The organism is Bradyrhizobium sp. USDA 3650 (genome assembly GCF_054057395.1).
In genome coordinates, this window is the sequence record NZ_JBSRZG010000001.1 from 4,637,849 (window position 1) to 4,664,563 (window position 26,715).

Here is a 26,715-nt window from a genome sequence, read left to right on the forward strand (position 1 = left end):
ACGATTGCTCCGGTTGGCTGAACCCAACATAACACAATCCGGGTGCGCTGATGCGCCGGTGCTTTGCTGCGGCATCCTTCGAGACGCCCGCCTTTGGCGGGCCCTCAGGATGAGGACAGAGTGTGCGGCAGCAGTTTCAACGGACTCCGGTGCCGCTTAGCCTCATCCTGAGGAGACCGCGGAGCGGTCGTCTCGAAGGACGAGGCGTTCGCCGAGGTCCGGGCGGGCCCCCAACCTACCGTTTCGCCGCTTCCTTCTGCAAATCCGGCGCGTTGACGGCCGGAATCGCAACGCGGCCGGCGCCGGTCACCTTCAGCGCCTCGGCGGCCTTCTCGTTTTCCATGATCTTGGCCATCACGGCCTGGCCCGCACGCTCGAAGATCGCGCGGTTCTCGATCACGAATTTTTGCGACTTGCGCAGGCCGTCGATGTAGCCGTTGATCTCCGGCACCACGTAGCGCGCGACCATGTCCCAGCTCCGGCGCGTGTTCTCCGGGTTGGCCCAGTCGTGCACGAAGCCGATGACGGCGCCGACACCGCCGGAGACCTGCATCACGTTCTTGATCATCTTGACGAGGTCGTCGGGCGTGCCGATCACGGAGGCCGCGCCGTCGACGAAAGCGGTCTTGTCCACGGCCTCGTCAGGTGAGGCGAACGCGGTCAGGCCCGGCCGCTGCAGCGTGCCGACATTATATTCGTTGTGCCAGCGCATCAGCCCAGCACCGGCCTCGCGGCGGGCCTGCTCGCGGGTCTCGGCGATGTGCCAGGTCAGCAGCACGCGCCAGTTCGCGCGATCGACTTTGGTGCCGTGCTTTTTCGCCGCGTCCTCGGCGAACTGCCATTGCTGCTGCAGCGACATCAGCCCCTGCGTCGTCATCGAGCCCAGCGAGATGATGCCGATGCCGTATTTGCCGGCGAGCGTCATGCCGGAAGGCGAGATCTGCGAGGCCACCACGAACGGCATCTCCTCCTGCAACGGCAGGAGCTGCAGCGCGGCGTCGTTCATGGTGAACCAGTCACTCTTCGCGGTGACGCGCTCCCCATTGAAGAGACGGCGGATCACCCCGATCGCCTCGTCCTGGCGGTCGCGCTGCGTCATCGGATCGATGCCGAGCGTATGCGCGTCGGAAGCGAGCGCGCCGGGACCGGAGCCGAAGATGGCGCGGCCGCCGGTCATGTGGTCGAGCTGCACCATGCGCTGCGCGACATTGTAGGGATGGTGGTAGGGCAGCGACACCACGCCGGTGCCGAGCTTGATCCGCTTGGTGCGCTCGCCGGCCGCCGCCAGGAACATCTCCGGGGAGGCGATCATCTCCCAGCCGGAGGAATGATGCTCGCCGCACCAGAACTCGTCATAGCCGAGGCTATCCAACTGCTCGACCAGGTCGAGATCGCGCCGGAACTGGAGCATCGGATGCTCCCCGATCGGATGATGCGGGGCGAGGAAGGCTCCGAACTTCAGGCGCGCCATGGCGTTCTCTCCAACTTACATTTTTTGTTTGTTTGTGGCGCGAAGCTACGTGCTGAAGACAGCGAACGCAATCGCGCGATGTCCCGCGCGGCGGAATGCAGCCATGCATGTGTCGTCTCCCTCTCCGTGGCACGCGGAGAGTGGCGGAACGCGCGGGGATCCTACCTTCGAGGTAATCGCGGCGCCGCATGAGGTCTGTGATGATCGGCAACGACATCCGAAGGGTCGCGCGCCGATGCATCAAACCGTCACAAAGCCTCTCGATACGTCGCGTCGCTGGTGGGTGCTGGCGATCGTCGTGGCCGCCCAGTTCATGTTCGGCGTCGATGCCTTCGTGGTCAACGTCGCCATTCCGACCATCGCGGTCGAGTTGAAGGCGTCGCCTGCGCAGATCGAATCCGTCATCGCGATCTATCTGATCGCCTATGCCACGCTGGTCGTCACCGGCGGCCGGCTTGGCGACATTCACGGCACCAGGAACGTGTTCCTGGCTGGCCTGCTCGGCTTCACCCTGACGTCGCTGTGGTGCGGACTGGCGCAATCCGGTGCGGAATTGATCGTCGCGCGGTTGACGCAGGGTGCTTCCGCCGCGCTGATGGTGCCGCAGGTGCTGGCGACGCTGCATCTCCTGTTCACCGACGAACAGCGCAACCGCGCCTTCGCCATCTACGGCATCGTGCTGGGACTCGCGGGTGCCGCGGGCTTTCTGCTCGGCGGTCTGCTGGTCACGATCGATCTCGCCGGCACCGGCTGGCGCGCGGTGTTCTTCGTCAATGTGCCGTGCGGTCTCGTCATCGCGGCTGCGGCCTGGCGCATCATGCCCTCGGTGCCGCACCGCGCCGGCACGCGGCTCGATATCGCGGGCAGCATCATCCTGTTCGCCGGATTGCTGTGCATGATCGGTCCGCTGCTGCTCGGTCACGATGTCGGCTGGGCGCCGTGGCTGTGGCCGGTGATGGCGATCGGCGCCGTGATTCTCCTGGCATTCCCGAAGCTGGAGCATGCGGTCGCCCGCGCCGGCGGCATGCCGCTGATCGATCTCTCGCTGCTGGCGGACGCCGCTTTCCTGCGCGGCCTTGGCGCGGCGTTCTTTTTCTTCTCCGCCAATCTCTCGTTCTATCTGGTCATGACGCTGTTCATGCAGCGAGGGCTGAAAATCCCGCCGCTCGCGGCCGGCATGGCCTTCATTCCGCTCGCGCTCGCTTTTGTCGTCGCCTCGCGCCATAGCGGCGCACGGGCGCGCCATCGCGGCACCAGGGTCTTGATCGAAGGCTGCGCGCTTCAGATCGCGGGCCTCGCGGCGCTTGCGCGGGTCGCGTTCTCTGTCGATGCGCCGTCCGCGCTCCTGCTCGCGCTCACCATGATCGTCTTCGGCTACGGTCAGGGGCTGGTGATGGCGCCGCTGTCCGGCGCGGTGCTCTCGACGGTGAAGCCTGTGGCCGCAGGTTCTGCCGCCGGCATTTACGGCACCACGGCGCAGATCGGAAATGCGGCCGGAGTGGCCGCAATCGGCGCGGTGTTCTTTGTCGTCGAAGCGGTGCAATCAGCGCGCGCAGGATTTCTCGTCTCGCTCGCGCTGTTCGTGACATTAATCATGATCTGCGCCGCATTCCTGGCGTGGATGCGCCGTTCATCTGCACGAAGTTGAGGCATTGCGGTTAATACGTGCGGATTTCTGCAGGTTTCCCTGCGATTTAGCGCATCATCGACAGCACACGGTCTTTTTATTTTGCGCTGCAGCAACTATTTGGTTTGGGTGGACGTTGAACGTCGCCTGCCAGGAGTTGCCGTGTCGTTAACCAGAAATGTCGACCTCTTGAGACGTCTGCCAAAGCTGGACGGATTGCGCTTCGCCGACTTTGGCCGCAGCGCCGATGCGTCCAGTCCGTTGCAAGAGGTCACGGGCTTCGGCGACAATCCCGGCAATCTGCGCCTGTTCGCGTTCGTGCCGCCGCAACTGCAGAAGCCGCGCGCGCTCGTCGTCGTGCTGCACGGCTGCGGCCAGACGGCGGCAAGCTACGACCTCGGTGCCGGATGGTCGACGCTCGCCGAGCACTACGGCTTCGCGCTGTTGATGCCCGAGCAGCAGCGCGTCAACAACAGCAACACCTGCTTCAACTGGTTCAATCCGGAAGACACGGCGCGGGACAGCGGTGAGGCGTGTTCGATTCGCGAGATGATCGCGCACATGATCGAGACGCATCGCGTCGATCCCAAGCGCATCTTCATCACGGGCCTGTCGGCCGGCGGCGGCATGACGTCGGTGATGCTCGCGACCTACCCTGAAGTCTTCGCGGCCGGCGCGGTCATCGCGGGACTTCCCTACGGCATCGCGACCAATCTGCGCGAGGCGCTCGACGGCATGTTTCATTCCCCGGAGCGGCCGGCGCGCGAACTTGGCGATCTGGTGCGGCGGGCCTCGGATCATCGCGGGCCCTGGCCCAGGATCTCGGTGTGGCACGGCAGCGCCGATCGCACCGTCAATCCCGGCAATGCCAACGAGATCGTCAAGCAATGGCTCGACCTGCACGATCTGCCCGAGGCGCCGATGGCCGAAACCAACATCGACGGCTATCCGCGCCAGGCCTGGTGGAACAAGGACGGCGAGACTCTCGTCGAGTCCTACGCCATCACCGACATGGCCCACGGCACGCCGCTCGGCCTTGCCGACAACGACCAACGCTATGGCGTGGAAGGCGCGTTCCTGATCGAGGCCGGCATCTCCTCGTCCTATCACATCGCCAAGTTCTTCGGCCTCACCGGCTGGATTCCCGACGCGGCGAAGAAGGCCGAGCCAAAGCCACCGCCGGCCCGCTCGTCCGCCCCGCATCTGGCCCGCTCGATCCGCGCCGCGGTCGCCGAACAGCCGGCCGAGCCGAAGCGCGAGGACGCCCGCGGCTTCGATCTCGGCCAGATCATCACGCGCGCGCTCACCGCCGCGGGATTGATGAAGTAACTCAGGCCGTCGCGCCGATAAGGCAAGAGTTTTGTGCCCGTCGTCGCTGCGATCCGCGAATGGGGTGACCGCAACCTGAGCCAGCCCGCAGCGTTCGCAGACGCCGCGGAATAGGCGCTCACATCTCGCCGGTGACGAACGGGTTGGTCATCCGCTCCTGGCCGATGCTCGAGCCGGCGCCGTGGCCGCAGATGAAGCCGACATCGTCGCCGAGCGGCAGCAGCTTGGTCTTGATCGAGTCGATCAGCGTCGCATGACTGCCGCCGGGCAGATCGGTGCGTCCGACCGAGCCCGCGAACAGGACGTCGCCGACATGGGCGAAACGCAAGTCCTTGTTGAAGAACACCACGCTGCCCGGCGAATGGCCGGGGCAATGATAGATCTCGAAGTGGAGATCGCCGATCGCCACGCTGTCGCCTTCGTCGAGCCAGCGGTCCGGCTCGAAATTGCGCACCCCCGTCATGCCGAACCGGGCGCCGCTCTCGACCACGTTGTCGAGCAGAAATTTGTCCGCGACGTGCGGGCCCTCGATCGGCACCTTCAGCGCCTCGCGCAGGTCAGCCGCGCCGCCGACATGGTCGATATGGCCGTGAGTGAGCCAGATCTTCTCCACGGTGACGCCAGTCTGCTTGATGGCCTCCAGGATTTTCGGCACGTCGCCGCCGGGATCGATCACCACGGCCTTCTTGGAAGGCTCGTCCCAGATGATGGTGCAATTCTGCTCGAACAGCGTCACGGGGACGATGATCGCGCCCGCCTTCGCGCCAGCCTCGGCTTGTGTCTCGTTTTGCTCGGTCATGGCGCCACAATGCCGATTTTTGCCATGCCGCCAAGCAAAAGATTTGTCCCGGGGCTCGGGAACAGCGGCGGACATCGTCACACGGCCGTCCCAATTCGCCTGCTGTTTTGAACCGGGGCGCTCCTTCCGCGTTCTCCCGCGCGACAAGCAGTTTTTGGATGGATTTCCCGCATGGCTCAGGGCGGCAGCAATTGGTGGCGCGACGGCATCTTCTATCAGGTCTATCCGCGCTCCTTTCAGGACTCCGATGGCGACGGTGTCGGCGATCTCGCCGGCATTTTGCAGCGGCTGCCTTATGTGAAATCGCTCGGCGTCGATGCGATCTGGCTGTCGCCGATCTTCCCCTCGCCAATGGCCGATTTCGGCTACGACATTTCCGATTACACCGGCATCGAGCCGCTATTCGGCACGATGGGGGATTTCGATGCGCTTCTTGCCGCCGCGCATGACCATGGCCTCAAGCTGATCCTCGACCTCGTGCCGAACCACACCTCGGACCAGCATCCCTGGTTCGTCGAGAGCCGTTCCTCGCGGGACAATCCCAAACGCGACTGGTACATCTGGCGCGACCCGGGCGAGGGTGGCGGCGTGCCGAACAATTGGCTGTCCGAGTTCGGCGGCAGCGCGTGGCAGTTCGACGAGACCACCGGTCAATACTACTATCACGCCTTCCTCGCCCAGCAGCCGGATCTCAACTGGCGCAATCCCGATGTCCGCGCCGCGATCTATGACGTGATGCGGTTCTGGCTGGAGAGGGGCGTCGACGGCTTTCGCGTCGACGTGATCTGGCATCTGATCAAGGACGCCGAGTTCCGCGACAACCCGCAAAATCCGCATTATGTCGAGGGCCGGCCGCCCAACGAAACGATCCTCACGCAATATTCCACCGACCAGCCGGAGGTGCACGACGTCATCGCCGAGATGCGCCGCGTCACGGATGCCTATGATGCCCGCGTCCTGATCGGCGAGATCTATCTGCCGCTGCATCGCCTGATGGCCTATTACGGCAACGATCTCACCGGCGCGCAGATGCCATTCAATTTCGCGCTGCTCTCGACCTTCTGGAGCGCGCGCTCGATCGAGAAGATCGTCGAGGATTACGAGAAGGCGCTGCCGAAGGGCGCCTGGCCGAATTGGGTGCTCGGCAATCATGACCGTCCACGCGTCGCAAGCCGCGTCGGGCCGGAGCAGGCCCGAATTGCCGCCATGCTGCTGCTGACGCTGCGCGGCACGCCGACGCTCTACTATGGCGACGAGATCGGCATGCATCAGCTCGCGATCGCGCCCGAGTTCGTGCGCGACCCCTTCGAGAAGAACGTGCCCGGCATCGGTGTCGGCCGCGACGGCTGCCGCACGCCGATGCAGTGGGATTCCTCCAACTTCGCCGGGTTCTCGGACGTCAGGCCATGGCTGCCGCTGCCGGAGGATCACATCCACAACAACGTCGTCGATCTCGACGCCGATTCACGTTCGATCCTCACGCTCTACAGGCGCCTGATCGCGTTGCGGAAGGGCTGTCCGCCGCTGGTAGCGGGCGACTATCATCCGGTCGCCGCGCAAGGCGATCTCCTGGTCTATCGCCGCGAGGCCGAGGGCAGGGCGGTGACCGTGGTGCTCAATCTCGGCCCTGAGCCGATCGCGGTCACCACCAGCGCGATCAAGTTTGGCAGCGAGATTCTGCTGTCGACGTTCCTGGATCGAGAGGGGGAGCGGCTCGAAGGCGTGCTGGATTTGCGCGGCAATGAGGGGGTGATCGTTACTCCGCCATCTTAGGTCGTCCTGGACAAGCGAAGCGCAGATCCAGGACCCATTACCCCAGGGAGTAGTTTGGCGAAGATCGTGGTTATCACTTCGTACGACAATGAACGATTGGGGTAATGGGTCCTGGCTTTCGCCAGGACGACAACGGAGTGTGTGGTCACATCACCCCGGATGCTTGTTGCCCCGCACCGTCTTGTCGATGTCACTCCGCTTCAACAGATAATCCAATCCGCCGACGCGGTACCAGCGATAACCGTAAGGCTCCAGCACGACCCGGTGCTGGCCGCGCTTGTCGGCGTGGCTGTGGTCCTCCGCGAGCAGATTGATCAGGTGCGCGCCGGCCTCATCAGGCAGCCCCACCGAGAACGCGATCTCGCGCGGCTTCTCGTCGAGATTGTGCACGAACAGCACGGAATTGTTGCGCCAGTCGTAGCGCATGATGAACACGGCGGGATCGCGCGTCGCGATGATCGAAAAATCGCCCCAGCCGATCTCCGGCACCTCCTTGCGCATGCGGACGATGCGCTCGGTCCAATTCAGCATCGAGTTGGGATCGCGCCGCTGCTTGGCGACATTGACGTGCGGATAGCCGTACGGTCCTTTGTCGATGACGGGCAAGGCCGGCTTGTCGCTGGTGGTGAAGCCGCCATGCGGCTCCGTCGACCATTGCATCGGCGTGCGCGCGCAATTGCGCTCGGGGAGCGAAAGATCATCGCCCATCGCGATCTCGTCGCCATAGCGGATGACAGGCGTCCCCGGCAGTGTGCACATCAGGCTGTAGGCGAGCTCGAGCCGCCGGCGGTCGCCACCCAGCATCGGTGCCAGCCGACGGCGAATGCCGCGGTCGTAGAGCTGCATGTCCTTGTCAGGACCGAAGCTTTTGAACACGGTGTCGCGCTGTGCCTTCGTCAATCGCCCGAGATCGAGCTCGTCGTGATTGCGCAGGAACAGGCCCCATTGCGCCGAGGCCGGCCGCGGCTTGGTCGCCTTCAGCGCTTTCCCCAGCGGGCGGGAATCGGACGAGGCCAGCGCATAGAACAGGTGCTGGTTGACCTGGAAATTGAACATCATATGCATGCGGTCGGCATCGCGGCCGAAATATTCCATGTCCGTCTTCGGCAGCACATTGGCCTCGGCGAGAATGATGGCATCGCCCTGCCGCCATTGCAGGAATTCACGAAACGTCCGCAGCATGTCGTACTGCTCGGCCGGCTTTTTCACCTTGGCGCCTTTGGTCGCGATGACGAAAGGCACGGCATCCATGCGAAAGCCCGAGACGCCGAGCTGGATCCAGAAGCCCATGATCTTGAGGATCTCGGCCTGCACGTTCGGGTTCGAGGTGTTGAGATCGGGCTGGAAATCGTAGAAGCGGTGGAAGTACCAGGCGCCGGCTTCCTTGTCGCGCGTCCAGGTCGATTTCTGAACGCCGGGAAACACCATGCCCTGATTGGCGTTGGCCGGCTTCTTGTCGGACCAGACATACCAGTCGCGGTAGGGCGAATTCCTGTCGCTTCGCGCCGCCTTGAACCAGGGATGCTGGTCGGAGGTGTGGTTGACGACGAGATCGATGATGACGCGAATGCCGCGCTGCTTGCAGCCATGGGTGAACTCGACGAAATCGCCGAGCGTGCCGTAGCGGGCATCGACACTGTAATAATCCGCGACATCGTAGCCGTCGTCGCGGCCGGGCGAGGTCTGAAACGGCATCAGCCAGATCGTGGTGATGCCGAGGCCGTGCAGATAATCGAGCCGGCGCAACAGGCCCTTGAAATCGCCGATGCCGTCGCCGTTGGCGTCCATATAGGTGCCGACGGACAGGCAATAGATGATGGCGTTCTTGTACCAGAGATCGTCGATCATGCGCGCGCAGCCTCGGTGGTTCCGCCGAGGTGCGGCGGCTGCGTGATAAGTGTTAGGAGCGAGAGCGGTTCCGTACGCAGCCGTCGTCCTGGACAAGCGAAGCGCAGATCCAGGACCCATTACCACAGGCCAAAATTTGACGAGGGCTGGTGGTTATCAGCTCGTGCACCAACGATCCCTTGGGGTAATGGGTCCTGGCTTTCGCCAGGACGACGACGGAGGAATCGGCTATCCTCCTCCCATGGACAACACCGCCCGCATTGCCCTCGTGCCGCCGCCAGACCGCCGTCAGTCGGAAACGGCGCTGGCGATCGCGCGCGGTACGGCGCGGTTGTTGCGCTCGCTCGGCTTCACCTGCATCAGCGAATTGCCGCTGCCCTCGGGGCGGCGCGCCGATCTCGTCGCGCTGAACGAGCGCGGCGAGATCTGGATCGTCGAGATCAAATCGTCGGTGGAGGATTTGCGCGCCGATCAGAAATGGCACGAATACCGCGCGCATTGCGATCGGCTGTTCTTTGCCTTCACGCAGGACCTGCCTTGCGAGATCTTTCCGCAAGATACCGGCCTGATCATCGCGGACGCCTATGGCGCGCACCTGCAGTGCGAGGCGCCCGAGCACAAGCTCGCTGCGGCCACGCGCAAGCAGATGACGGTGCGGTTCGCGATGGCGGCGGCATTGCGGATCAACCGGCTGGTCGATCCGCAGGGGCATGCGGAGTTTTGGGAGTGAGTCCGTAGCCCGGATGGAGCGCAAGCGTAAACCGGGATTCGCGCATACGGAACGGCTGTCCCGGATTACGCTTCGCTCCATCCGGGCTACGCAAAGATCCGCGACACCGTTATCGCGGCGCGCGCTTCGCCAAAATCCGCTGCAACGTGCGCCGGTGCATGTTCAGCCGCCGCGCCGTTTCCGAGACGTTGCGGTTGCACATCTCGTAGATGCGCTGGATGTGTTCCCAGCGCACGCGGTCGGCGGACATCGGGTTCGCCGGCAATTCGGACTTGTCCGACCCGGTGGACAGCAGCGCCGCGACGACGTCGTCGGCGTCCGCGGGCTTTGAGAGATAATCAACCGCGCCCATCTTCACCGCGGTGACGGCGGTGGCGATGTTGCCATAACCGGTCAGCACGATCGCGCGGGCGTCGGGGCGCTTCTTCTTCAGCGCCGAGACCACGTCGAGACCGTTGCCGTCACCGAGCCGGAGATCGACCACGGCGAATGCCGGTGCGGCCTTGCCGATCTGCGCCAGGCCGTCCGAGACGGTGTCGCATGACGTCACCGCAAAACCGCGCGTTTCCATGGCGCGCGACAGCCGCTCCAGAAACGGCTTGTCGTCCTCCACGATTAGCAACGAGCGGTCGGTCTGTTCGTTCAGTTCGGCGATGGCGTTCAAGGTTTGTCCTCTCTCCAGCGCTTCTACATATGGCGGTGCAATCGGGCGGTGCCAAGGGCGCCAATAGTCGATCGGGCCCGTTGTGCGACGCAAGGTCGCGGCCTATCCTATTGTTTCTTCGAAGGTCTCGATAGCCTCAAAACGCTCTCGCGGCCACGTGATCTGGACCACTGCGCCATGGTCCGGAAAGGTCCGGTTGGTAAACGAGACCTTGGCGCCGGTGCGCTCCAGCAAGGTGCGCGCGATGAACACGCCGAGCCCAAGGCCGCCGCCTTCGTCCTGGCTGCGCCGCCGCGACAAATAGGGCTCGCCGATCCGGTTCAGGATGTCAGGCGGAATACCGGGACCATCGTCGGAGATCACGAGCTCGATCGTGTCCTTGTTCCACCACGCATTCACCTCGACGGTGGTGCGGGCGAAATCGACCGCGTTCTCGACGATGTTGCCGACCCCGTAGAGGATCGCCGGATTGCGCGAGCCGACCGGCTCGGCCACGATGGCGACGGCGATGCGCACCTTGATATCCACGCCGAAATCGCGGTGCGGTGCCACCACCTCCTCGATCAGCTCCGACAGCTTCATGCGGTCGAACGGCGCCCCGGTGGAGGAGAGCTGGGTGATTTTGCTCAATATGTCGCGGCAACGCTGCGTCTGCTCGCGCAAGGTCTTCAGGTCGGCGGCAAAGTTCGGCTCCTTCACCGTCTTCTCCAGCTCGCGCGAGATCAGGAAGATCGTCGCGAGCGGCGTGCCGAGCTCGTGCGCTGCGGCCGCAGCCAGGCCGTCGAGCTGGGTCAGATGCTGCTCGCGCGTCAGCACCAGCTCGGTCGCGGCCAGCGCGTCGGCGAGCTTGCGCGCCTCTTCGGTGACCTGGAACGAGTAGAGGCTGGTGACGCCGATCGCGAGCGCGATCGAGAGCCAGACGCCGACGAGATAGATCGGCGGCAGCACCAGCGGATCATCGGAATCCCAGGGCAGCGGCAGATGGAAAAAGAACAGCACCGAGGCGCAGGCGACAGCCAGCACGCCGAGGCCGAATGTGAAGCGGGCCGGCAGCGCGGTCGCCGAGATCAGCACAGGCGCGAGGAACAGGAACGAGAACGGGTTCTGGAGTCCGCCGGTGAAGAACAGGAGACCCGCCAGCTCCACGATGTTGAGCGCGAGCAGTCCGGCCGCCTGCATCGGCTCCAGCCGCTGCAGCGGATTGGACACGGTCTGGAGCCCCAGATTGAGCGCCGCCGACAGCGCGATGATGCTGACGCAGGGGACGATCTCGACGTTGAATTCCAGCCCCTGCGCCACGATGAAGATCGCGGCGAGCTGGCCCAGCACCGCGAGCCAGCGCAGCCGCAGGATGGTATCCAGGCGGATATGCCGCTGCGCGGGGCGAAAGTCGGAAGCGGCAAGTTCGGTCATTTCGGCCAATGGGGCGGTGCCTTCTCGATCACAAGCGCGCGGCTCACGGAACCACCGGATTACAAGCCTTGCGCTCTCCGCTGCAATAGCAGAAGAACCCCCAGCATGACCGAGAATGACAAGGCTTCAAGCTGGCCGACTGTCGCGGATCGCAGCCTCTCCGCGGCCATCGCGGTCGATCACCTCGTCAAGGTGTACAAGCAGACCCGCGCCGTCGACGACATCTCCTTTTCGCTTCCGCGTGGCAGCATCACCGGGCTGCTGGGCGGCAATGGCGCCGGCAAGACCACGACCATCGCAACGATCATGGGCCTGGTGCTACCGACCTCCGGCCGCGTGCAGGTGCTCGGGCATCGGATGCCGGAGGACAGCGCGTCCGTGCTGGGTCGGATGAACTTCGAGAGCCCCTATGTCGACATGCCGATGCGGCTCACGGTGCGTCAGAACCTCACCGTGTTCGGCAAGCTCTATGCGGTGAAGAACCTCTCCGACCGCATCGCTGAGCTGGCCTGCGACCTCGATCTCACCGAGTTCATCGACCGCGCCAATGGCAAGCTCTCCGCAGGGCAAAAGACGCGCGTTGCGCTTGCCAAGGCGCTGATCAACCAGCCCGAGCTTCTGTTGCTGGACGAACCGACCGCCTCGCTCGATCCCGACACCGCCGACTGGGTCCGGGGTCATCTGGAGCGTTATCGCAAGGCGAACAACGCCACCATCCTGCTGGCCTCGCACAACATGCTCGAGGTCGAGCGGCTCTGCGACCGCGTCATCATCATGAAGCGCGGCCGTATCGAGGACGACGATACGCCCGAAGCCATCATGGCGCGCTACAACCGCAGCACGCTGGAAGAAGTGTTCCTGGACGTCGTGCGCGGCCGGGTGAACGGCGCGCAGGAGGCGGTGCGATGAGCAAGTCCCAACGTTGCAGCTGTAGCCCGGGTGAGCGAAGCGATACCCGGGAACGCCGCCAGCAAGGTCCCGGATGTCGCTTCGCTCATCCGGGCTACGCGGTGCAGCGATGAGTGAGGCCTCCCTCCATCGCGGCATCTCCATCCACCGCATCGGCGCGATGATCCTGCGCTATTGGTACCTCTTGCTGTCGTCCTGGCCGCGGCTGCTCGAGCTGCTCTACTGGCCGGCGCTGCAAGTCATCACCTGGGGCTTTCTTCAGCTCTATATCGCGCAGAATGCAAATTTCTTCGCGCGCGCCGGCGGCACCCTGATCGGCGCCGTCATCCTCTGGGACATCCTGTTTCGCGGGCAGCTCGGCTTTTCGATCTCGTTTCTGGAAGAGATGTGGGCGCGCAACCTCGGCAATCTCATGATGAGCCCGTTGAAGCCGATCGAATTCCTGCTGTCGCTGATGATCATGAGCCTGATCCGGCTCGCGATCGGCGTCATCCCGATGACGCTGCTCGCGCTGTTCCTGTTTCACTTCAACGTCTATGCGCTCGGCGTCCCGCTGATCGCGTTTTTCTGCAACCTGATCTTCACGAGCTGGTCGGTCGGCATCTTCGTCTCCGGCCTGGTGCTGCGAAACGGCCTCGGCGCCGAGAGCATCGTCTGGACCTTGATGTTCGGAATCATGCCGCTCGCCTGCGTCTACTATCCCGTCAGCGTGCTGCCGGTCTGGTTGCAGTATGTCGCCTGGACGCTGCCGCCGACCTACGTGTTCGAAGGGATGCGGGCGCTGCTGATCGAAAACACCTTCAGGACCGATCTGATGCTGAGCGCGTTGGCCATCAACGCGGTGCTGTTGGTTGCATCTTTTGGGGCATTCCTTGCTCTTTTGCGCAGCGCCCGGATGCAGGGCTCGCTGCTGTCAGGCGGCGAATAACGTCACTTTCTCGTGGATTCAGCCCGGTTTGGGCGCCTGGGCCACGTAGATGTACGGAACCATGCATTGACGCAATATTACGCATTCGGCAGTATGCTGCGATGCGAAGAGGAATATAGCGATGCCGATTGGTGAGTTTGGCGGCGCGCCGCCCCTGGTGGCCGAAGGCAGTCCGGTCCTGACGACGCCGATGTACTGGATGTACGAGATGGGGCAAGCCTCTCTCAATCCGGCGCGTGCGATCACGGACGCAACCAAGCTGCTGTTTCAGAATCCGCTGAACCCATGGGCGCGCACCGAAGTCGGCAAGTCGGTTGCCGCGGCCTGCGAGTTGTTCGAACGCACCACGCGCCGCTACGGCAAGCCGGAATGGGGTCTCAACGACACCGAGGTCAACGGCATCCGCGTCCCCGTCGAGGTCCGCTCGGTCTGGGAAAAGCCGTTCTGCCGCCTGCTTTACTTCGATCGCAAATTCACCCGTCCGCTGCGCAGCCCGCAGCCGCGCGTGCTGATCGTCGCGCCGATGTCCGGCCATTACGCGACGCTGCTGCGCGGCACCGTCGAGGCTTTCCTGCCGGCGCATGAGGTCTACATCACCGATTGGGCCGATGCCCGCATGGTGCCGCTCAGCGATGGCCGCTTCGATCTCGACGACTACATCGACTATGTCATCGAGATGCTGCACGTCCTCGGCGGCAACACGCATGTGCTGGCGGTGTGCCAGCCCTCGGTTCCCGTCGTCGCTGCCGTTTCGATCATGGAAGCGCGTCGTGATCCCTTCGTGCCGACCTCGATGACGCTGATGGGAGGCCCGATCGACACCCGTCGCAATCCGACCGGGGTGAACAACCTCGCTCAGGAGCGCGGCATCGACTGGTTCCGCAACCACGTCATTACCAAGGTGCCGTTTCCGCATCCGGGCATGATGCGCGACGTCTATCCGGGCTTCCTGCAGCTCAACGGCTTCATCAGCATGAATCTCGACCGGCACATGGATGCCCACAAGCAGCTGTTCGCCAATCTGGTGAAGGGCGACGGCGACCTGGTCGACAAGCATCGCGACTTCTACGACGAATATCTCGCGGTGATGGATCTCTCGGCCGAGTATTACCTGCAGACGGTCGATACCGTATTCGTGAAGCATTCGCTGCCCAAGGGCGAGATGACCCATCGTGGAACACGCGTCGATCCCTCCAAGGTCACGCGCGTCGCGTTGATGACGGTCGAAGGCGAGAACGACGACATCTCCGGCATCGGTCAGACCGAAGCAACGCACACATTGTGCAGCTCGATTCCCGATGACCGCCGCGTTCATTACGTTCAGAAGGGCGTCGGACATTACGGCGTGTTCAATGGCTCGCGCTTCAAATCGGAAATCGTGCCGCGCATCCACGACTTCATGGTCTCGGCGGCGAATCCGAGCTCATTGCAGGCGCTCGCGGCCGAATAATCGCGTTTTTCGGCTTTCCCGCTGAAAATCGACGCCCTGTCGGAGGCTCCGACAGGGGCAAGTTCCCGCCAGATTCGCGGTATTTAGGTAGCTTTGTAAGAGTGAGTCCAACCTCACCCCTTGGGGGTGTCGCATGCGTCTGATGGGGGCGAAAAAAGCCGGTTCCAACCCCAGTCTGTAGGGTCTCCCGGACGCCAGACCCCTGTATATTGGGCAAATGATTTGTTTTTGCGCCGAGCGCTTTCCCTGGCGGCGGTTATGGCAGAATCCGGGCGCTCTCCTGCCCCCCGGACTGACAGACATGGCCACTCGCGCACTCCTCTATCGCCGGCCCCACGAGCCGAAGACCCTCCTGATCACCCATGGATCGCAATATTTTGCGATTCGGCTGCGCCGGCATCGCCGCGCGCGCCGTTACACGCTCAGAATTCATCCGAGCGATCGCGAAGCCATCCTCACCATGCCGCCGCGCGGCACGCTCGCCGAAGCAAAAGACTTCGCGCAGCGCCACGGCGCATGGATCGCGGCACGTCTCGGCCGTTTGCCGAAGGCCGCGCCGTTCCAACCTGGCACAGTGATACCGCTTCGCGGCGTTTCTCATCGCATCGTTCATCGCGCCGGCACCCGCGGTACGGTGTGGACGGAAGTGCGCGATAGCGGTGAACGCATTCTCTGCGTCGCCGGCGGCGTCGAACATGCGGACCGTCGCGTCAGCGACTTCCTCAAGCGCGAGGCCCGTCGCGATCTCCAGCGCGCGGCGGAATCCTATGCCGTCGAGCTCGGCGTCAAGGTGAAGCGGCTCTCGATCCGCGATCAATCGAGCCGCTGGGGCTCCTGCACCTCGGCCGGCTCGCTGTCGTTCTCCTGGCGCCTGATCCTCGCGCCGCCCTACGTGCTCGACTACCTCGCCGCGCACGAGGTCGCCCATCTCGTCGAGATGAACCACTCGGCGCGATTTTGGCGCGTCTGCGGCAAGGTCTGCCCGTCGATGGAGCGCGCCAAGAAGTGGCTCGATACATACGGCAACGATTTGCACCGCTACGGGGTCGAGGATTAGGGCTCGTTGATGCCTCATGTGACGCTGTCATCGCCCGGCTCGACCGGGCGATCCAGTATTCCGAGGCGGTTGTTATTGAACCGAGAGGCCGCGGCGTACTGGATTCCCGCGTTCGCGGGAATGACAGTTGAGAATGCGGCGACGTCCGCGCGAACTCAATTCATCCCTCTGCTCAGGCGCTGACATCCGCGCTTGTCCCCGGCTGCGTGCGCGAGGCGAGATAGGATGACTGCAATTGCGCGGCCGCCTTCTGGCCCTCGGCCAGCATCGCCTGGAAGGCCGCGTCGAGTTGATCGCGGCTATAGGTTGCGGAGCCGCTTTCACGCGGGGTCCATTGTGATTGCGTGATCGCGGTGGAAGCTTTTTCAACGGTGCCTCCGAGCCGCTCGGCGTATCTGTCGGCCCGCCACTGCGCCAGATCCGGTCCATTAAGATCGGGTGGATCGTCCAGCTTGCCGATCTTTGCAGCCGCCTCGTTGGTCATCGTTGAGGACCCGCCATTGTACAGGGTGGCGACCATCTTGCCGTCGACCTTCACCTGAGCATAGGCATTCTCCGGTGCATCGTCCGAGAGGACCGATTGAGTCGCGCTCGTATCATGGGTCATCAGCCAGTTCGTTGCCATGAGGTCGCGCAGGTGAGGATTGTCGGCCGCCGATATCGACTTGGCGCCTGTCAGAGGCTTGACCTGCGAGACGTCGATCCGAAAGCGGTCGGTCGCAGCATCAGTTGCATCCGGCACCGCCGGCTGAAGACTCGATGTCCTATTTGAAGCGGACGTTGATGCGGGCCGCAGATGAGGCAACGCCGCGCTGGATACACCGGACATCATGGAACGCTCTCCGATACTTGCTCAACCTATGAGAGCAAATCCCGGGCCGCCGACCGGGGTTTGAAGAGACTGGTGTTTTTGCGTTCCGGGAGCTGCGGGGATCGGTCGATTTTGCCATGGTAGGCAGGACTTGCCGAAGACGAGACCGGTGGCGAACAGGGATAGCCGAGATAGCGGCCGCGTTCGGCAGAACGGTTCTGTTTTGCCCGACGTGTCAAATGGCCTTGCTGCCAGAATCAGCCGTCTTGCGACTCGCGTAAGCCGTTGATTCCGCTATCACTGGCTACTGTGCATGGGGTTGTTTTCGCGATTTTTGTTTTGAGGCCACAACGACCCCACGCAGAACCTAGCGATTTCCGCCGAACAGCCGGTCCATCAGCCAGCCATCGAGCCCTGCGGCTGCTTCCGGACGCGCATTGGCGCGCGTCGGCGGCGGGCGATAGCCGCCGTTGTTGGCCGGTGCCGGCGCCGGTGCGGGCGCTGCCGCGGTTGGCGGCGACACTTGCGACGTCGCCTGCGCCAGGTTCGACAGGCCCCAGCCACCTGGAGAGCTCGGCAGCGCTGCCACCGGCACGCCCTCATGCGCCGTCTTCATGAAGCGCGACCAGACTTCGACCGGCAAGCCGCCGCCGGTTGCCTTCTTGGTCGGCGAGTTGTCGTCATTGCCGAGCCACACGCCGGTGACGAGGTTGGCCGTGTAGCCGATGAACCAGGCGTCGCGGTAGTCCTGGCTGGTGCCGGTCTTGCCGGCCGCCGGCCAGCCCGGGATCTCCGCCTTCTTGGCGGTGCCGCTGATCAGCGTTTCCCGCATCATCGCGTTCATCATGCCGACATAGCGGGGGTCGACCACCTGGTTGTGCTCGTCCGCCTGGCGCATGTAGAGCAGCTTGCCACCGAGCGTCCTGATCCGCGTCACGACATGCGGCGTCGCCGTGAAGCCGCCGTTGGCGAAGGGTGCGTAGGCGCCGACCAGCTCGACCATCGAGACTTCAGAGGTGCCGAGCGCGATCGAGGCGTTGGGCTCGAGTTTCGAGGAGATGCCGAGCCGGTGCGCGGTGCGCACCACGTTCTTCGGGCCGACCTCGAGGCCGAGGCGGATGGCGACCGTGTTGAGCGACATCGCGAGCGCCTGGGTCAGCGTCACCGCGCCGAAATATTCGTGCGTGTAGTTCTCAGGCCTCCAGCCCTTGACCTCGATCGGCGCGTCCTGGCGGAGCGTGTCCGGCGTCAGTCCCTGCTCGAGCGCGGTCAGGTACACGAACGGCTTGAACGAGGAGCCAGGCTGGCGTCTGGCGGTGACCGCGCGGTTGTACTGGCTCTCGGAATAGTTCCGGCCGCCGACCATGGCGCGCACTGCGCCGTCAGGCGTCATCGCCACCAGCGCGCCCTGGCTGACATTGAACTTCACGCTCTTGGCCGCGAGCTCGTCGATGATGGCGGCTTCCGCCACGCTCTGGAGCTTCGGATCGATCGTGGTCTCGACCTTGATGCTCTCGTCGATCTGGCCGACCAGATCGTCCAGCACCTCGCCGATCCAGTCGGCGACGTAATTGACCGTGCCGGCGCCGACCGGCTTCACATTGTAGGAGGGTTGGCCGATCGAGGCCTGCGCCTGCGCTTCGGTGATGAATTTGGCATCCGCCATCGCCGTGAGCACGATTTTCGCGCGCGCTTCGGCGCCCTCGGGGTTACGGTTCGGCGCGAGCCGCGAGGGCGATTTGACGAGGCCGGCCAGCATCGCGGCCTCCGCGACGGTGACGTTCTTGGCCGACTTGCCGAAATAGCGCTGCGCGGCGGCCTCGACGCCATAGGCGCCCGAGCCGAAATAGACGCGGTTGAGATAGAGCTCCAAGATCTCGTTCTTGGAATGCTTGCGCTCCAGCCAGATCGCGAGCTCCGCTTCCTGCAGCTTGCGCGCCATGGTGCGCTCCTGAGTCAGGAACAGGTTTTTCGCCAATTGCTGCGTCAGCGTCGAGCCGCCCTGCGACACGCCGCGATGGAGCAAATTGGTGACGAGCGCGCGCAGGATGCCGACGGGATCAATGCCGAAATGCGAATAGAAGCGGCGATCCTCGATGGCGATGAACGCCTTGGGCAGATATTGCGGCAGATCCTTCAGCGAGACGTTGGCGCCGGCCATCTCGCCGCGCTGCGCCAGCATGCTGCCGTCGATGCCGACGATCTGGATCGTCGGCGGCCGCTTGGGGATCTCGAGCGACTGGATCGGCGGCAGATGAGCGCCGACATAGATCACGACGCCGATCACGGCGATCGCACCCCACAGGCCCAGCACCGCGCCCCAATAGACCAGGCGGCCAAGGCTCGCGCCGATGCGTGACTTCGATCGCCGCTTGGCACTGCCGCGGCCGGCTGGCGCCTTCCGCTCGCGCGGCGGCTCGTCGCCGACATCCTCGCTCTTGCGCTTGGCAGATGATTTCGTTGATTTCTTCGGCTTTTCATCGCCGCCGCGAATGCGGTCGGCTGCGGTCAGGCGCAGATCGGCGAGTGCTGCAGGCAAGCCGAACAACGGCTCCTTCCGCCCACCCTTTTTCTTTCCCAACCCCATACGCAAACGCCCGGTCAGCCCGCCCCGCCGCACGCTAGCGGTCGCTGTTTAAGGCCCGGTTACCCAGAGCTTAACGCGCGATTAGGAGGTGCGGCATTCGCTGGCCGCAGTTCCGCTGGGTGGACGGCAGAGCTAGGATCGCCGGCATAAAACAAGAGGGAACGCAGATGGGCCACATCGATCCAGCCAAGGAGATTTTCGCGCAGTTCCGGGACAACGACCGCCCCGGCCCGATCCACATGCTCAATTTGGTGCGTTTACGCAAGGAGGCGGCCTATCCGGATGGGCGCAAGGCGAGCGGCGCGGAAGCCTATGCGGCCTATGGCCGCGAGAGCGGCCCGGTGTTCGAACGCCTCGGCGGCCGCATCGTCTGGCAGGGCAAATTCGAGCTGATGCTGATCGGCCCGGAGACCGAGCGCTGGGACCATTGCTTCATCGCCGAATACCCAAGCGTCGCCGCCTTCGTCGAGATGATCCGCGATCCCGTCTATCGCGATGCGGTGAAGCACAGGCAGGCCGCGGTGGAGGATTCACGGCTCATTCGGCACGCCGTGCTGCCGGTGGGGAAGAACTTTGGCGAGATACCGACCTGAGTGGCGTAGGCGGACTCCCGCCTCAACGTGATGGCCGGGCTGGCCCGGCCATCACGCTTTCTTGCTTGCTCCTAACCCGCAGGACTCGCATCCTCAATGATCGGGCCGAACAGCTCCCAGCGTTCGCCGTTGAACTTCATCATCTGAAGCTGCTTGTTGACCCGGTAGTCGGTCGGTGAGGTGTTGGCCTTGATGCCGGGCAACGCGGTGTCGCTGGTCACGTCCTTCAGCGACGCGGCCTGCTTCATCACGTTCTCGCGCGTGAGGTCGTCGCCGCACTGCTTCAGCACATGGACCAGCAGCTGCGCCGTGCTGTAGCCGTAGGTGTTGAAGTTCGAATCCTTGTCGCCATCCGGATAATACTTGGCCATGAAGTCGAAATACCTCTTGAGGCCGGCATCGTCCTTCCAGGTCGGATCGAGCGGTTCCTTGCCGTAGTTGACGCTGATCAGGCCCTTGGCCGCGTCGAGGCCGGCCGGCTTCAGCACCGCGCCGACCGAGGTGGCGTTGATGTCGACGATCTGCACCGGATGCCAGCCCATCTCGGCGATTTTCTTGATCGCCTGGGCCGCCTGCTTCGGCGTGGTGGCGCTGAAAAACAAATCGGCGCCGGCGTCCTTGATCTTGAGGATCTGCGAGTCGACCGTCGGATCGGAGACTTCGTAAGAAGCTTCAGTCACGATCATCTTGGCAGCCTTGTCGCCGAGGCCGGCCTTGATGCCGTTCAGATAGTCCTTGCCGAGGTCGTCGTTCTGATAGAGCACGCCGATCTTGGCGTTCGGATGCTCCTTCAGGATGTACTGTCCGTAGATGCGGCCTTCGACGAAGTAGTTCGGGTTGAAGCCCATCGTCCACGGAAAGTTCTTCGGATCCGTGAACCTCGAGGCTCCGGTCGCCGCGAACAGTTGCGGCACCTTCTTCGAATTGAGATATTTCTGCACGGCTGCGTTCACCGGCGTGCCGATGATCTGGAAGGTCAGCAGAACCTCGTCGCTCTCGACGAGCTTGCGAATCTGCTCCACGGCTTTCGGCGGCGAGTAGGCGTCGTCATACTGGATCAGATTGATCTTGCGGCCGTTGACGCCGCCCTGGTCGTTGATCATCTTGAAATAGGCGGCCTGGGTCTTGCCGATCGACGAATAGGCCGACGCCGGTCCGGAAAACGGCATCGTCTGGCCGACCTTGATCTCGGTATCGCTGGCGCCCGGATCATATTTCTTCTGGGCATTGGCCGCCGAGACCGACAGCGCCAGGGTCAGCGCCGTTGCAGTGGCCAGATGCAGAATTCCATTCCTCATTCGCATTTCCTCATTGTTTATTGCCGGTGATCAATCGGGTGCGCTCATGCGCACGGGGCGTCACCGCTGAGGGCGAGTGTGAATGAGGCATTGTTGCAACGCAAGGTGGGCGTGCACCCGCAGTTCGTAGGGTGGGTTAGCCTTGCGGCTGCGCAAAGCGCAGTCCGCTGGGCGTAACCCACCGCTTCTTTTTCCGCGGAAGTCAAAGAGGTGGGTTACGCTGCGCTCACCCACCCTATCAGTAACTAACCCGCTGGACCCGCATCCTCCATGATCGGGCCGAACAGCTCCCAGCGTTCGCCGTTGAACTTCATCATCTGCATCTGCTTGTTGACGCGGTAGTCGTTCGGCCCGGTGTTGATCTTGATGCCGGGCAGCGCAAAGCTCGGGGTGAAGTCCTTGATGCTGGCGACCTGCTTCATCACGTTCTCACGCGACAGGTCGTCGCCACATTGCTTCAGCACCTGCGTCAGCAATTCGGCGACGGAATAAGCATAGGTGTTGACGGTGTTGAGCTTGTCGCCTTCGGGGAAATACTTGTCCATGAAGGCGAAGAACGCTTTCACGCCCGGATCGTCCTTCCACTGCGGATCGCCGGGCTCCTTGCCGTATTGGGTGGAGATGATGCCCTTGGAGATCTCGAGGCCGGCCGGCTTCAGCGTCGCCGAGATCGGGCTCGCGTTGATGTCGAGAATGTGCACCGGCGTCCAGCCGAGCTCGGCCACCTTCTTGATCGCCTGCGCCGCGAACTTGGGTGTCGAGGCATCATAGAAAAGATCGGCGCCCAACGATTTCAGCTTGACCACCTGCGAGTCCACCGTTGGATCGGTGACCTCGTAGGAGACTTCGCCGACGATCATGCTGGCGGCCTTGTCGCCGAGACCGCTCTTGAGGCCGGCGAGATAGTCGCGGCCCATGTCGTCGTTCTGATAGAGCACGCCGATCTTGGCGTTGGGATGCTCCTTGAGAATGTACTTGGCGTAGATGCGTCCCTCGGACACGTAGTTGGGATTATAGGCGATGGTCCAGGGATAGTTCTGCGGATCGTTGAAGCGCGCGGCGCCGGTCGAGGCCAGCAGCTGCGGGATCTTCTTGCCGTTGAGATATTTCTGCACGGCGGCGTTCGCGGCGGTGCCGATGATCTGGAAGGTGAACAGCACCTCGTCGCCTTCGACGAGCTTGCGCACCTGCTCGACCGTCTTTGGCGGCGAATAGGCATCGTCATACTGGATCAGATTGATCTTGCGGCCGTTGATGCCGCCCTGATCGTTGATCATCTTGAAATAGGCGGCCTGGGTCTTGCCGATGTTGGCGTAGACGGAATAGGCGCCGGAGAACGGCACGGTCTGGCCGATCTTGATCTCGGTGTCGCTCGCGCCGGTGTCGTATTTCTTCTGGGCGAGAGCTTGGTTGGCGGAGAACGCGAAGGCGAACGCCGCCGTGGCAGTGATGAAGGCTCTGCGATTGCTCATGTGGGGTTGTTCCTCCTGACGGAATTTCCGACCGACGGTCTTGTCCCGTTGATTGCCAACGGTCGCCATCGCTGTCGGAGATTGTGGAGGAACGGCAGGCGACGCGCAAGGATCGCGGCGCCGCGCTATGGCGTCTCAGGTCAGGAACAGCGCTAACAGAGCGAGCGCCGCCGGCAGTGCCTGCACCATCAGGATGCGCGTGCTGACGGTCGCCGCGCCATAAGCGCCGGCCACGATCACGCAGAGCAGGAAGAACGCCTTGATCTGGAACGCGAAGGCCGGATTGCCGTGCACCAGCCCCCAGACCAGGCCGGCGGCCAGGAAGCCGTTATAGAGCCCCTGGTTGGCGGCCATCACCTTTGTGATCGCCGCCTTCTCCGGCGTGTTGCGGAAAACCTTCAAGCCCTGCGGCTTGTCCCAGAGAAACATCTCCAGGATCAGGAAGTAAGCGTGCAGTGCGGCGACCAGTGCCACCAGGATATTCGCGATCCAGACCAAGTTGAGCTCCCCCAGCGTCAGCTTTCGGGTGGACGCTAGCACGGCCGGCGTGGCAATTGCGATGGCGTGTTTCGATGCCATGGTGCTGCAATGCCCGCGCGACCGACCAAATCACCTGTAAGCTTCGGCCTCGATCGGCTGGCGACGCCGATCGGGATTGCGCTGCTGGCCACCGACGACGCGGGCGCCTTGCGCGCGCTCGACTGGGAGGATTACGAGCACCGCATGCGCGAGCTCTTGCGCCTGCATTACGGTGCGGTGGAGCTGAGTGACCAGCCCGCGCCCGCAGCCGTGCGGACTGCGCTGTCGGATTATTTCGAGGGCGATCTCGGCCAGCTCTCCGGCATCGCCTGGCGCATCGCCGGCACGCCGTTCCAGCAGAAGGTCTGGAATGCGTTGGCGCAAATCCCTGCCGGCACCACGATGAGTTACGGCGCGCTCGCCGCCAGGATCGACATGCCCAAGGCCATTCGCGCCGTCGGCCATGCCAACGGCTCCAACCCGATCAGCGTGGTGCTGCCGTGCCACCGCCTGATCGGTGCCGATGGTTCTCTGGTGAAGTATGGCGGCGGCCTCGAGCGCAAGCGCTGGCTGCTGCGGCATGAAGGCGTGGCGGTTTAGGTCTCTCCGCTCACGCCGCCGGCTGAACCGCCTTGTCGCCGGCCATCACGTGGGTCAGCGCGCTCTTGATCGCGGCCTGGCGTGTCGGCGCGCTGATCTGCGCGCCCAGGAGATCGGTGACGTAGAACACGTCGCGGGCGCGCTCGCCGAAGGTCGCGACATGGGCCGAGGCGATGTTGAGGTTGAGCTTCGAGATCGCGGTGGTCAGCTCGTAGAGCAGGCCGGGCCGGTCGAGGCCGGACATTTCGATCACGGTGTAGCGATCGGACCATTGGTTGTTGATGGTCACTTCCGGCTCGATCACGAACGGCCGCGCCTTGCCGCGCACGGTGCGCCGCGCCACCACTTCGGGCAGACGCAGTTTGCCTTCCAGCACGTCCTCGATCATCTCGCCGATGCGCGTCGCGCGCCGTCCCTCGTCCTCGTCGCGGTCGTATTCCCTGGAGATCGAGATGGTGTCGAGCGCGCGACCGTCGGTCGTGGTGTAGATCTGGGCGTCGACGATGTTGGCGCCGGCCGAGGCACAGGCACCTGCGATGATCGACAGCAGCCAGGGATGGTCGGCGGCGAAGATGGTCAGCTCGGTGACGCCGCGCACCTCGTCGAAGCCGACATTGATCGCCAGCTTGTGGCCCGCCTGCTCGCTGGCACGGACGAAGCGCGCGTGCCGGATCTTGCGCGGCAGCTCGACCTTGAGCCAGTAGGCCGGATAGTGCCGGCCGATATAGGCGTCGAGCTCTTCCGCCGGCCATTCCGCGAAGGCGTTACGGAATTCGGCGTATGCGGCCGTGAGGCGCTTGCCGCGGTCAACCTCCGAGAAGCCGCCCGTCAGCACCGGTTCGGTCTCGTAGTAGAGGGAGCGCAAGAGCTGCGCCTTCCAGCCATTCCATACGCCTGGACCGACGCCGCGGATGTCCGCCGTGGTCAGGATCGTCAAGAGCTTCATCTGCTCGACCGACTGCACCACGGCGGCGAAATTCTCGATGGTCTTGCGGTCGGAGAGATCGCGCGATTGCGCGACCGTGGACATCGTCAGATGCTCCTCGATCAGCCAGGCCACGAGCTCGGTGTCGGCTGGACTGAAGCCGAGCCGTGGGCAAAGCCGTCGCGCCACCTTGGCGCCGGCGATCGAGTGGTCTTCGGGCCGGCCCTTGGCGACGTCGTGCAGCAGCGTCGCGATGTAGATCACGGAGCGATGCTCCGGCCGGATCTTGCGCATCAGGTCGCTCGCCACCACGAATTCCTCGATGCCGCCGCGCTCGATGTCCTGGAGGAAGCCGACGCAGCGGATCAAATGCTCGTCGACGGTGTAGTGATGATACATGTTGAACTGCATCATCGAGACGATCTTGCCGAAGGCGCGGATGAAATGGCCGAGCACGCCGGTCTCGTTCATCCGCCGCAGCACGATTTCCGCGTTGTCGGACGTCAGGATTTCCATGAACAGCCGGTTGGCCTCGGGATTCTCGCGCATCTGCGCGTTGATCAGGCCGAGCGAGCGCGTCACGTCGCGCATCGCGTCCGGGTGGAAGGCGAGATTGTTCTTCTGCGCCAGGCGGAAGATGCGGATCAGATTGACCGGATCGTGCTTGAACACGTCGGGCGCGGCGACGTTGATGCGGTTGTTGTCGACGATGAAGTCGTCGCTGTCGGGCACCCGCCGCTTCACCGCGGTGGGGCGCAGCCGCGCCATCATCCGGCTCAGCACCGGTGCGGGCTTGGCCTGCTGGTCCTCGAGCTTGGCGCAGAGAATGGCGGTGAGGTTGCCGACTTCCTTGGCGACCAGGAAGTAGTGCTTCATGAAGCGTTCGACGTCCTGCATGCCGGGATGCGAGGTGTAGCCGAGCCGGACCGCGATCTCGCGCTGGAGGTCGAAGGAAAGGCGCTCTTCAGGGCGACCGGAGTAAAAGTGAAGATTGCAGCGCACCGACCAGAGGAAGTCGGCGCAGCGGCGGAAGGTGCGGTATTCCTGCGCGTCGAACACGCCGCGGTCAACCAGCTCGTCGGTGTCGCTCACGCGGTAGACGTATTTCGCGATCCAGAACAGCGTGTGCAGGTCGCGCAGGGCACCCTTGCCGTCCTTGACGTTGGGTTCGACCAGATATCGCGATTGGCCGCCGCGGCGATGCCGCTCCTCACGCTCGGCGAGCTTTGCGGTGACGAACTCGGACGCGGTGCCTTGTACGACTTCCTTGTCGAAACGGGCGACCAGCTCGTCATAAAGCGGCCGGTCGCCGGTAAGGAAGCGCGTCTCCAGGATCGCGGTGCGGATGGTCATGTCGCCGCGCGCCTGCCGGATCGACTCGTCGACCGAGCGCGTGGCGTGACCGACCTTCAGCCCCATGTCCCAGAGGCAATAGAGAATCGCCTCGGCCACCTGCTCGCCCCAGGCGGTCTGCTTGTAGGGCAGGATGAAGAGCAGATCGATGTCGGACTCGGGAGCCATCAGGCCGCGGCCATAGCCGCCGGTCGCCACCACCGCCATGCGCTCGGCACCGCTCGGGATCGGCGAGCGGTAGAGATGGCGGGTCGCGGCCGAATACAGGATGCGGATGATCTCGTCCTGCACGTGGCACAGCCGCTCGGCGCAGCGCCGGCCGTGACGGTCCTTCAGCAGGATCGTTTGTGCCGCGGCGCGCGACGCAATCAGCTCGGCCTTGAGCAGTTGCGCCATCGCCGTGCGGAACGCGTCCTCGCGTCCCTGGTGCTTCTCGGCAAGCGCATCGACCGCGGCGGTGATCCGCGCGGTGTCGAAGCGATCGTCCACCTCGGCCTTCTGCTCAGTCGCAACGCTGTCCATGTCTCACCGGATATAAGAGGCGGCCGGCGCTGTCACC

Annotated in this window: 21 protein-coding genes; 10 read left to right on the plus strand and 11 right to left on the minus strand. The window is 63.8% G+C overall.

What is annotated here, in order from left to right; all coding sequences use genetic code 11:
- Nucleotides 1-235 precede the first annotated feature (235 nt).
- The gene (locus ACVIN2_RS21645; protein WP_456767084.1) at nucleotides 236-1,471 is read right to left on the minus strand and encodes an LLM class flavin-dependent oxidoreductase; all 1,236 of its coding nucleotides are present in this window, start codon (nucleotides 1,469-1,471) and stop codon (nucleotides 236-238) included.
- Nucleotides 1,472-1,706: 235 nt separating this feature from the next.
- On the opposite strand from ACVIN2_RS21645, the gene ACVIN2_RS21650 reads away from it, so the two are divergent.
- Both ACVIN2_RS21650 and ACVIN2_RS21655 read left to right on the plus strand, forming a co-directional pair.
- Entirely contained in the window at nucleotides 1,707-3,119 is a 1,413-nt protein-coding gene (locus ACVIN2_RS21650) for an MFS transporter (RefSeq protein WP_456767085.1), read from the plus strand.
- A 141-nt stretch (nucleotides 3,120-3,260) separates the two neighbouring features.
- Nucleotides 3,261-4,427, plus strand: coding sequence for an extracellular catalytic domain type 1 short-chain-length polyhydroxyalkanoate depolymerase (locus ACVIN2_RS21655; RefSeq protein WP_456767086.1), 1,167 nt, complete (start codon nucleotides 3,261-3,263; stop codon nucleotides 4,425-4,427).
- Nucleotides 4,428-4,545: 118 nt separating this feature from the next.
- On the opposite strand, the gene ACVIN2_RS21660 is transcribed toward ACVIN2_RS21655, so the two are convergent.
- A complete protein-coding gene (locus tag ACVIN2_RS21660; RefSeq protein ID WP_456767087.1) occupies nucleotides 4,546-5,226 on the minus strand; it encodes an MBL fold metallo-hydrolase in 681 nt (226 codons plus the stop codon).
- Nucleotides 5,227-5,397: 171 nt separating this feature from the next.
- Here ACVIN2_RS21660 and ACVIN2_RS21665 point away from each other — a divergent pair, with 171 nt between their 5' ends.
- Nucleotides 5,398-6,999, plus strand: coding sequence for an alpha-amylase family glycosyl hydrolase (locus ACVIN2_RS21665; protein WP_456767088.1), 1,602 nt, complete (start codon nucleotides 5,398-5,400; stop codon nucleotides 6,997-6,999).
- Nucleotides 7,000-7,149: 150 nt separating this feature from the next.
- Here the strand turns inward: ACVIN2_RS21665 and ACVIN2_RS21670 are convergent, their stop codons facing one another.
- On the minus strand, nucleotides 7,150-8,847 hold the full coding sequence (locus ACVIN2_RS21670; RefSeq protein ID WP_456767089.1) for an alpha-amylase family protein: 1,698 nt from the start codon (nucleotides 8,845-8,847) through the stop codon (nucleotides 7,150-7,152).
- Nucleotides 8,848-9,088: 241 nt separating this feature from the next.
- Here ACVIN2_RS21670 and ACVIN2_RS21675 point away from each other — a divergent pair, with 241 nt between their 5' ends.
- On the plus strand, nucleotides 9,089-9,577 hold the full coding sequence (locus ACVIN2_RS21675; protein WP_085361950.1) for an MmcB family DNA repair protein: 489 nt from the start codon (nucleotides 9,089-9,091) through the stop codon (nucleotides 9,575-9,577).
- A gap of 109 nt (nucleotides 9,578-9,686) precedes the next feature.
- Here ACVIN2_RS21675 and ACVIN2_RS21680 read toward each other — a convergent pair whose 3' ends face one another.
- Entirely contained in the window at nucleotides 9,687-10,241 is a 555-nt protein-coding gene (locus ACVIN2_RS21680; protein ID WP_007598178.1) for an ActR/PrrA/RegA family redox response regulator transcription factor, read from the minus strand.
- A gap of 102 nt (nucleotides 10,242-10,343) precedes the next feature.
- A complete protein-coding gene (locus ACVIN2_RS21685; RefSeq protein ID WP_247285183.1) occupies nucleotides 10,344-11,654 on the minus strand; it encodes an ActS/PrrB/RegB family redox-sensitive histidine kinase in 1,311 nt (436 codons plus the stop codon).
- A gap of 105 nt (nucleotides 11,655-11,759) precedes the next feature.
- Here ACVIN2_RS21685 and ACVIN2_RS21690 point away from each other — a divergent pair, with 105 nt between their 5' ends.
- The 4 genes from ACVIN2_RS21690 to ACVIN2_RS21705 all read left to right on the plus strand — a co-directional run bounded on the left by ACVIN2_RS21690 (nucleotide 11,760) and on the right by ACVIN2_RS21705 (nucleotide 15,998).
- Nucleotides 11,760-12,563 (plus strand): ABC transporter ATP-binding protein, encoded by an 804-nt coding sequence (locus tag ACVIN2_RS21690; RefSeq protein ID WP_456767090.1) that lies wholly within the window; start codon nucleotides 11,760-11,762, stop codon nucleotides 12,561-12,563.
- A gap of 109 nt (nucleotides 12,564-12,672) precedes the next feature.
- Nucleotides 12,673-13,491, plus strand: a complete 819-nt coding sequence (locus tag ACVIN2_RS21695) for an ABC transporter permease (RefSeq protein ID WP_456767091.1) — start codon at nucleotides 12,673-12,675, stop codon at nucleotides 13,489-13,491.
- Between the two features lie 121 nt (nucleotides 13,492-13,612).
- A complete protein-coding gene (locus ACVIN2_RS21700; protein WP_456767092.1) occupies nucleotides 13,613-14,941 on the plus strand; it encodes a polyhydroxyalkanoate depolymerase in 1,329 nt (442 codons plus the stop codon).
- A gap of 217 nt (nucleotides 14,942-15,158) precedes the next feature.
- Nucleotides 15,159-15,998 carry a M48 family metallopeptidase gene (locus tag ACVIN2_RS21705; RefSeq protein ID WP_007615997.1) on the plus strand — a complete coding sequence of 280 codons (840 nt, stop codon included), beginning with the start codon at nucleotides 15,159-15,161 and terminating at the stop codon, nucleotides 15,996-15,998.
- A 172-nt stretch (nucleotides 15,999-16,170) separates the two neighbouring features.
- On the opposite strand, the gene ACVIN2_RS21710 is transcribed toward ACVIN2_RS21705, so the two are convergent.
- Together ACVIN2_RS21710 and ACVIN2_RS21715 are read right to left on the minus strand one after the other, a co-directional pair.
- Nucleotides 16,171-16,830, minus strand: a complete 660-nt coding sequence (locus ACVIN2_RS21710; RefSeq protein ID WP_456767093.1) for a hypothetical protein — start codon at nucleotides 16,828-16,830, stop codon at nucleotides 16,171-16,173.
- A gap of 346 nt (nucleotides 16,831-17,176) precedes the next feature.
- Entirely contained in the window at nucleotides 17,177-19,396 is a 2,220-nt protein-coding gene (locus tag ACVIN2_RS21715) for a transglycosylase domain-containing protein (protein ID WP_456767094.1), read from the minus strand.
- Nucleotides 19,397-19,563: 167 nt separating this feature from the next.
- Here ACVIN2_RS21715 and ACVIN2_RS21720 point away from each other — a divergent pair, with 167 nt between their 5' ends.
- Complete coding sequence (locus tag ACVIN2_RS21720; RefSeq protein ID WP_456767095.1) at nucleotides 19,564-19,989, plus strand: DUF1330 domain-containing protein; 426 nt, start codon at nucleotides 19,564-19,566, stop codon at nucleotides 19,987-19,989.
- 71 nt (nucleotides 19,990-20,060) lie between these two features.
- On the opposite strand, the gene ACVIN2_RS21725 is transcribed toward ACVIN2_RS21720, so the two are convergent.
- The 3 genes from ACVIN2_RS21725 to ACVIN2_RS21735 form a co-directional block, all read right to left on the minus strand.
- Complete coding sequence (locus ACVIN2_RS21725; protein WP_007615994.1) at nucleotides 20,061-21,287, minus strand: ABC transporter substrate-binding protein; 1,227 nt, start codon at nucleotides 21,285-21,287, stop codon at nucleotides 20,061-20,063.
- A 245-nt stretch (nucleotides 21,288-21,532) separates the two neighbouring features.
- Complete coding sequence (locus ACVIN2_RS21730; protein WP_456767096.1) at nucleotides 21,533-22,759, minus strand: ABC transporter substrate-binding protein; 1,227 nt, start codon at nucleotides 22,757-22,759, stop codon at nucleotides 21,533-21,535.
- Between the two features lie 135 nt (nucleotides 22,760-22,894).
- Complete coding sequence (locus ACVIN2_RS21735) at nucleotides 22,895-23,338, minus strand: DUF1304 domain-containing protein (RefSeq protein ID WP_456767097.1); 444 nt, start codon at nucleotides 23,336-23,338, stop codon at nucleotides 22,895-22,897.
- 9 nt (nucleotides 23,339-23,347) lie between these two features.
- Here ACVIN2_RS21735 and ACVIN2_RS21740 point away from each other — a divergent pair, with 9 nt between their 5' ends.
- Nucleotides 23,348-23,878 (plus strand): methylated-DNA--[protein]-cysteine S-methyltransferase, encoded by a 531-nt coding sequence (locus tag ACVIN2_RS21740; RefSeq protein WP_456767098.1) that lies wholly within the window; start codon nucleotides 23,348-23,350, stop codon nucleotides 23,876-23,878.
- Nucleotides 23,879-23,888: 10 nt separating this feature from the next.
- Here ACVIN2_RS21740 and ACVIN2_RS21745 read toward each other — a convergent pair whose 3' ends face one another.
- Nucleotides 23,889-26,678, minus strand: a complete 2,790-nt coding sequence (locus ACVIN2_RS21745; protein ID WP_456767099.1) for a [protein-PII] uridylyltransferase — start codon at nucleotides 26,676-26,678, stop codon at nucleotides 23,889-23,891.
- Between the last annotated feature and the right edge of the window lie 37 nt (nucleotides 26,679-26,715).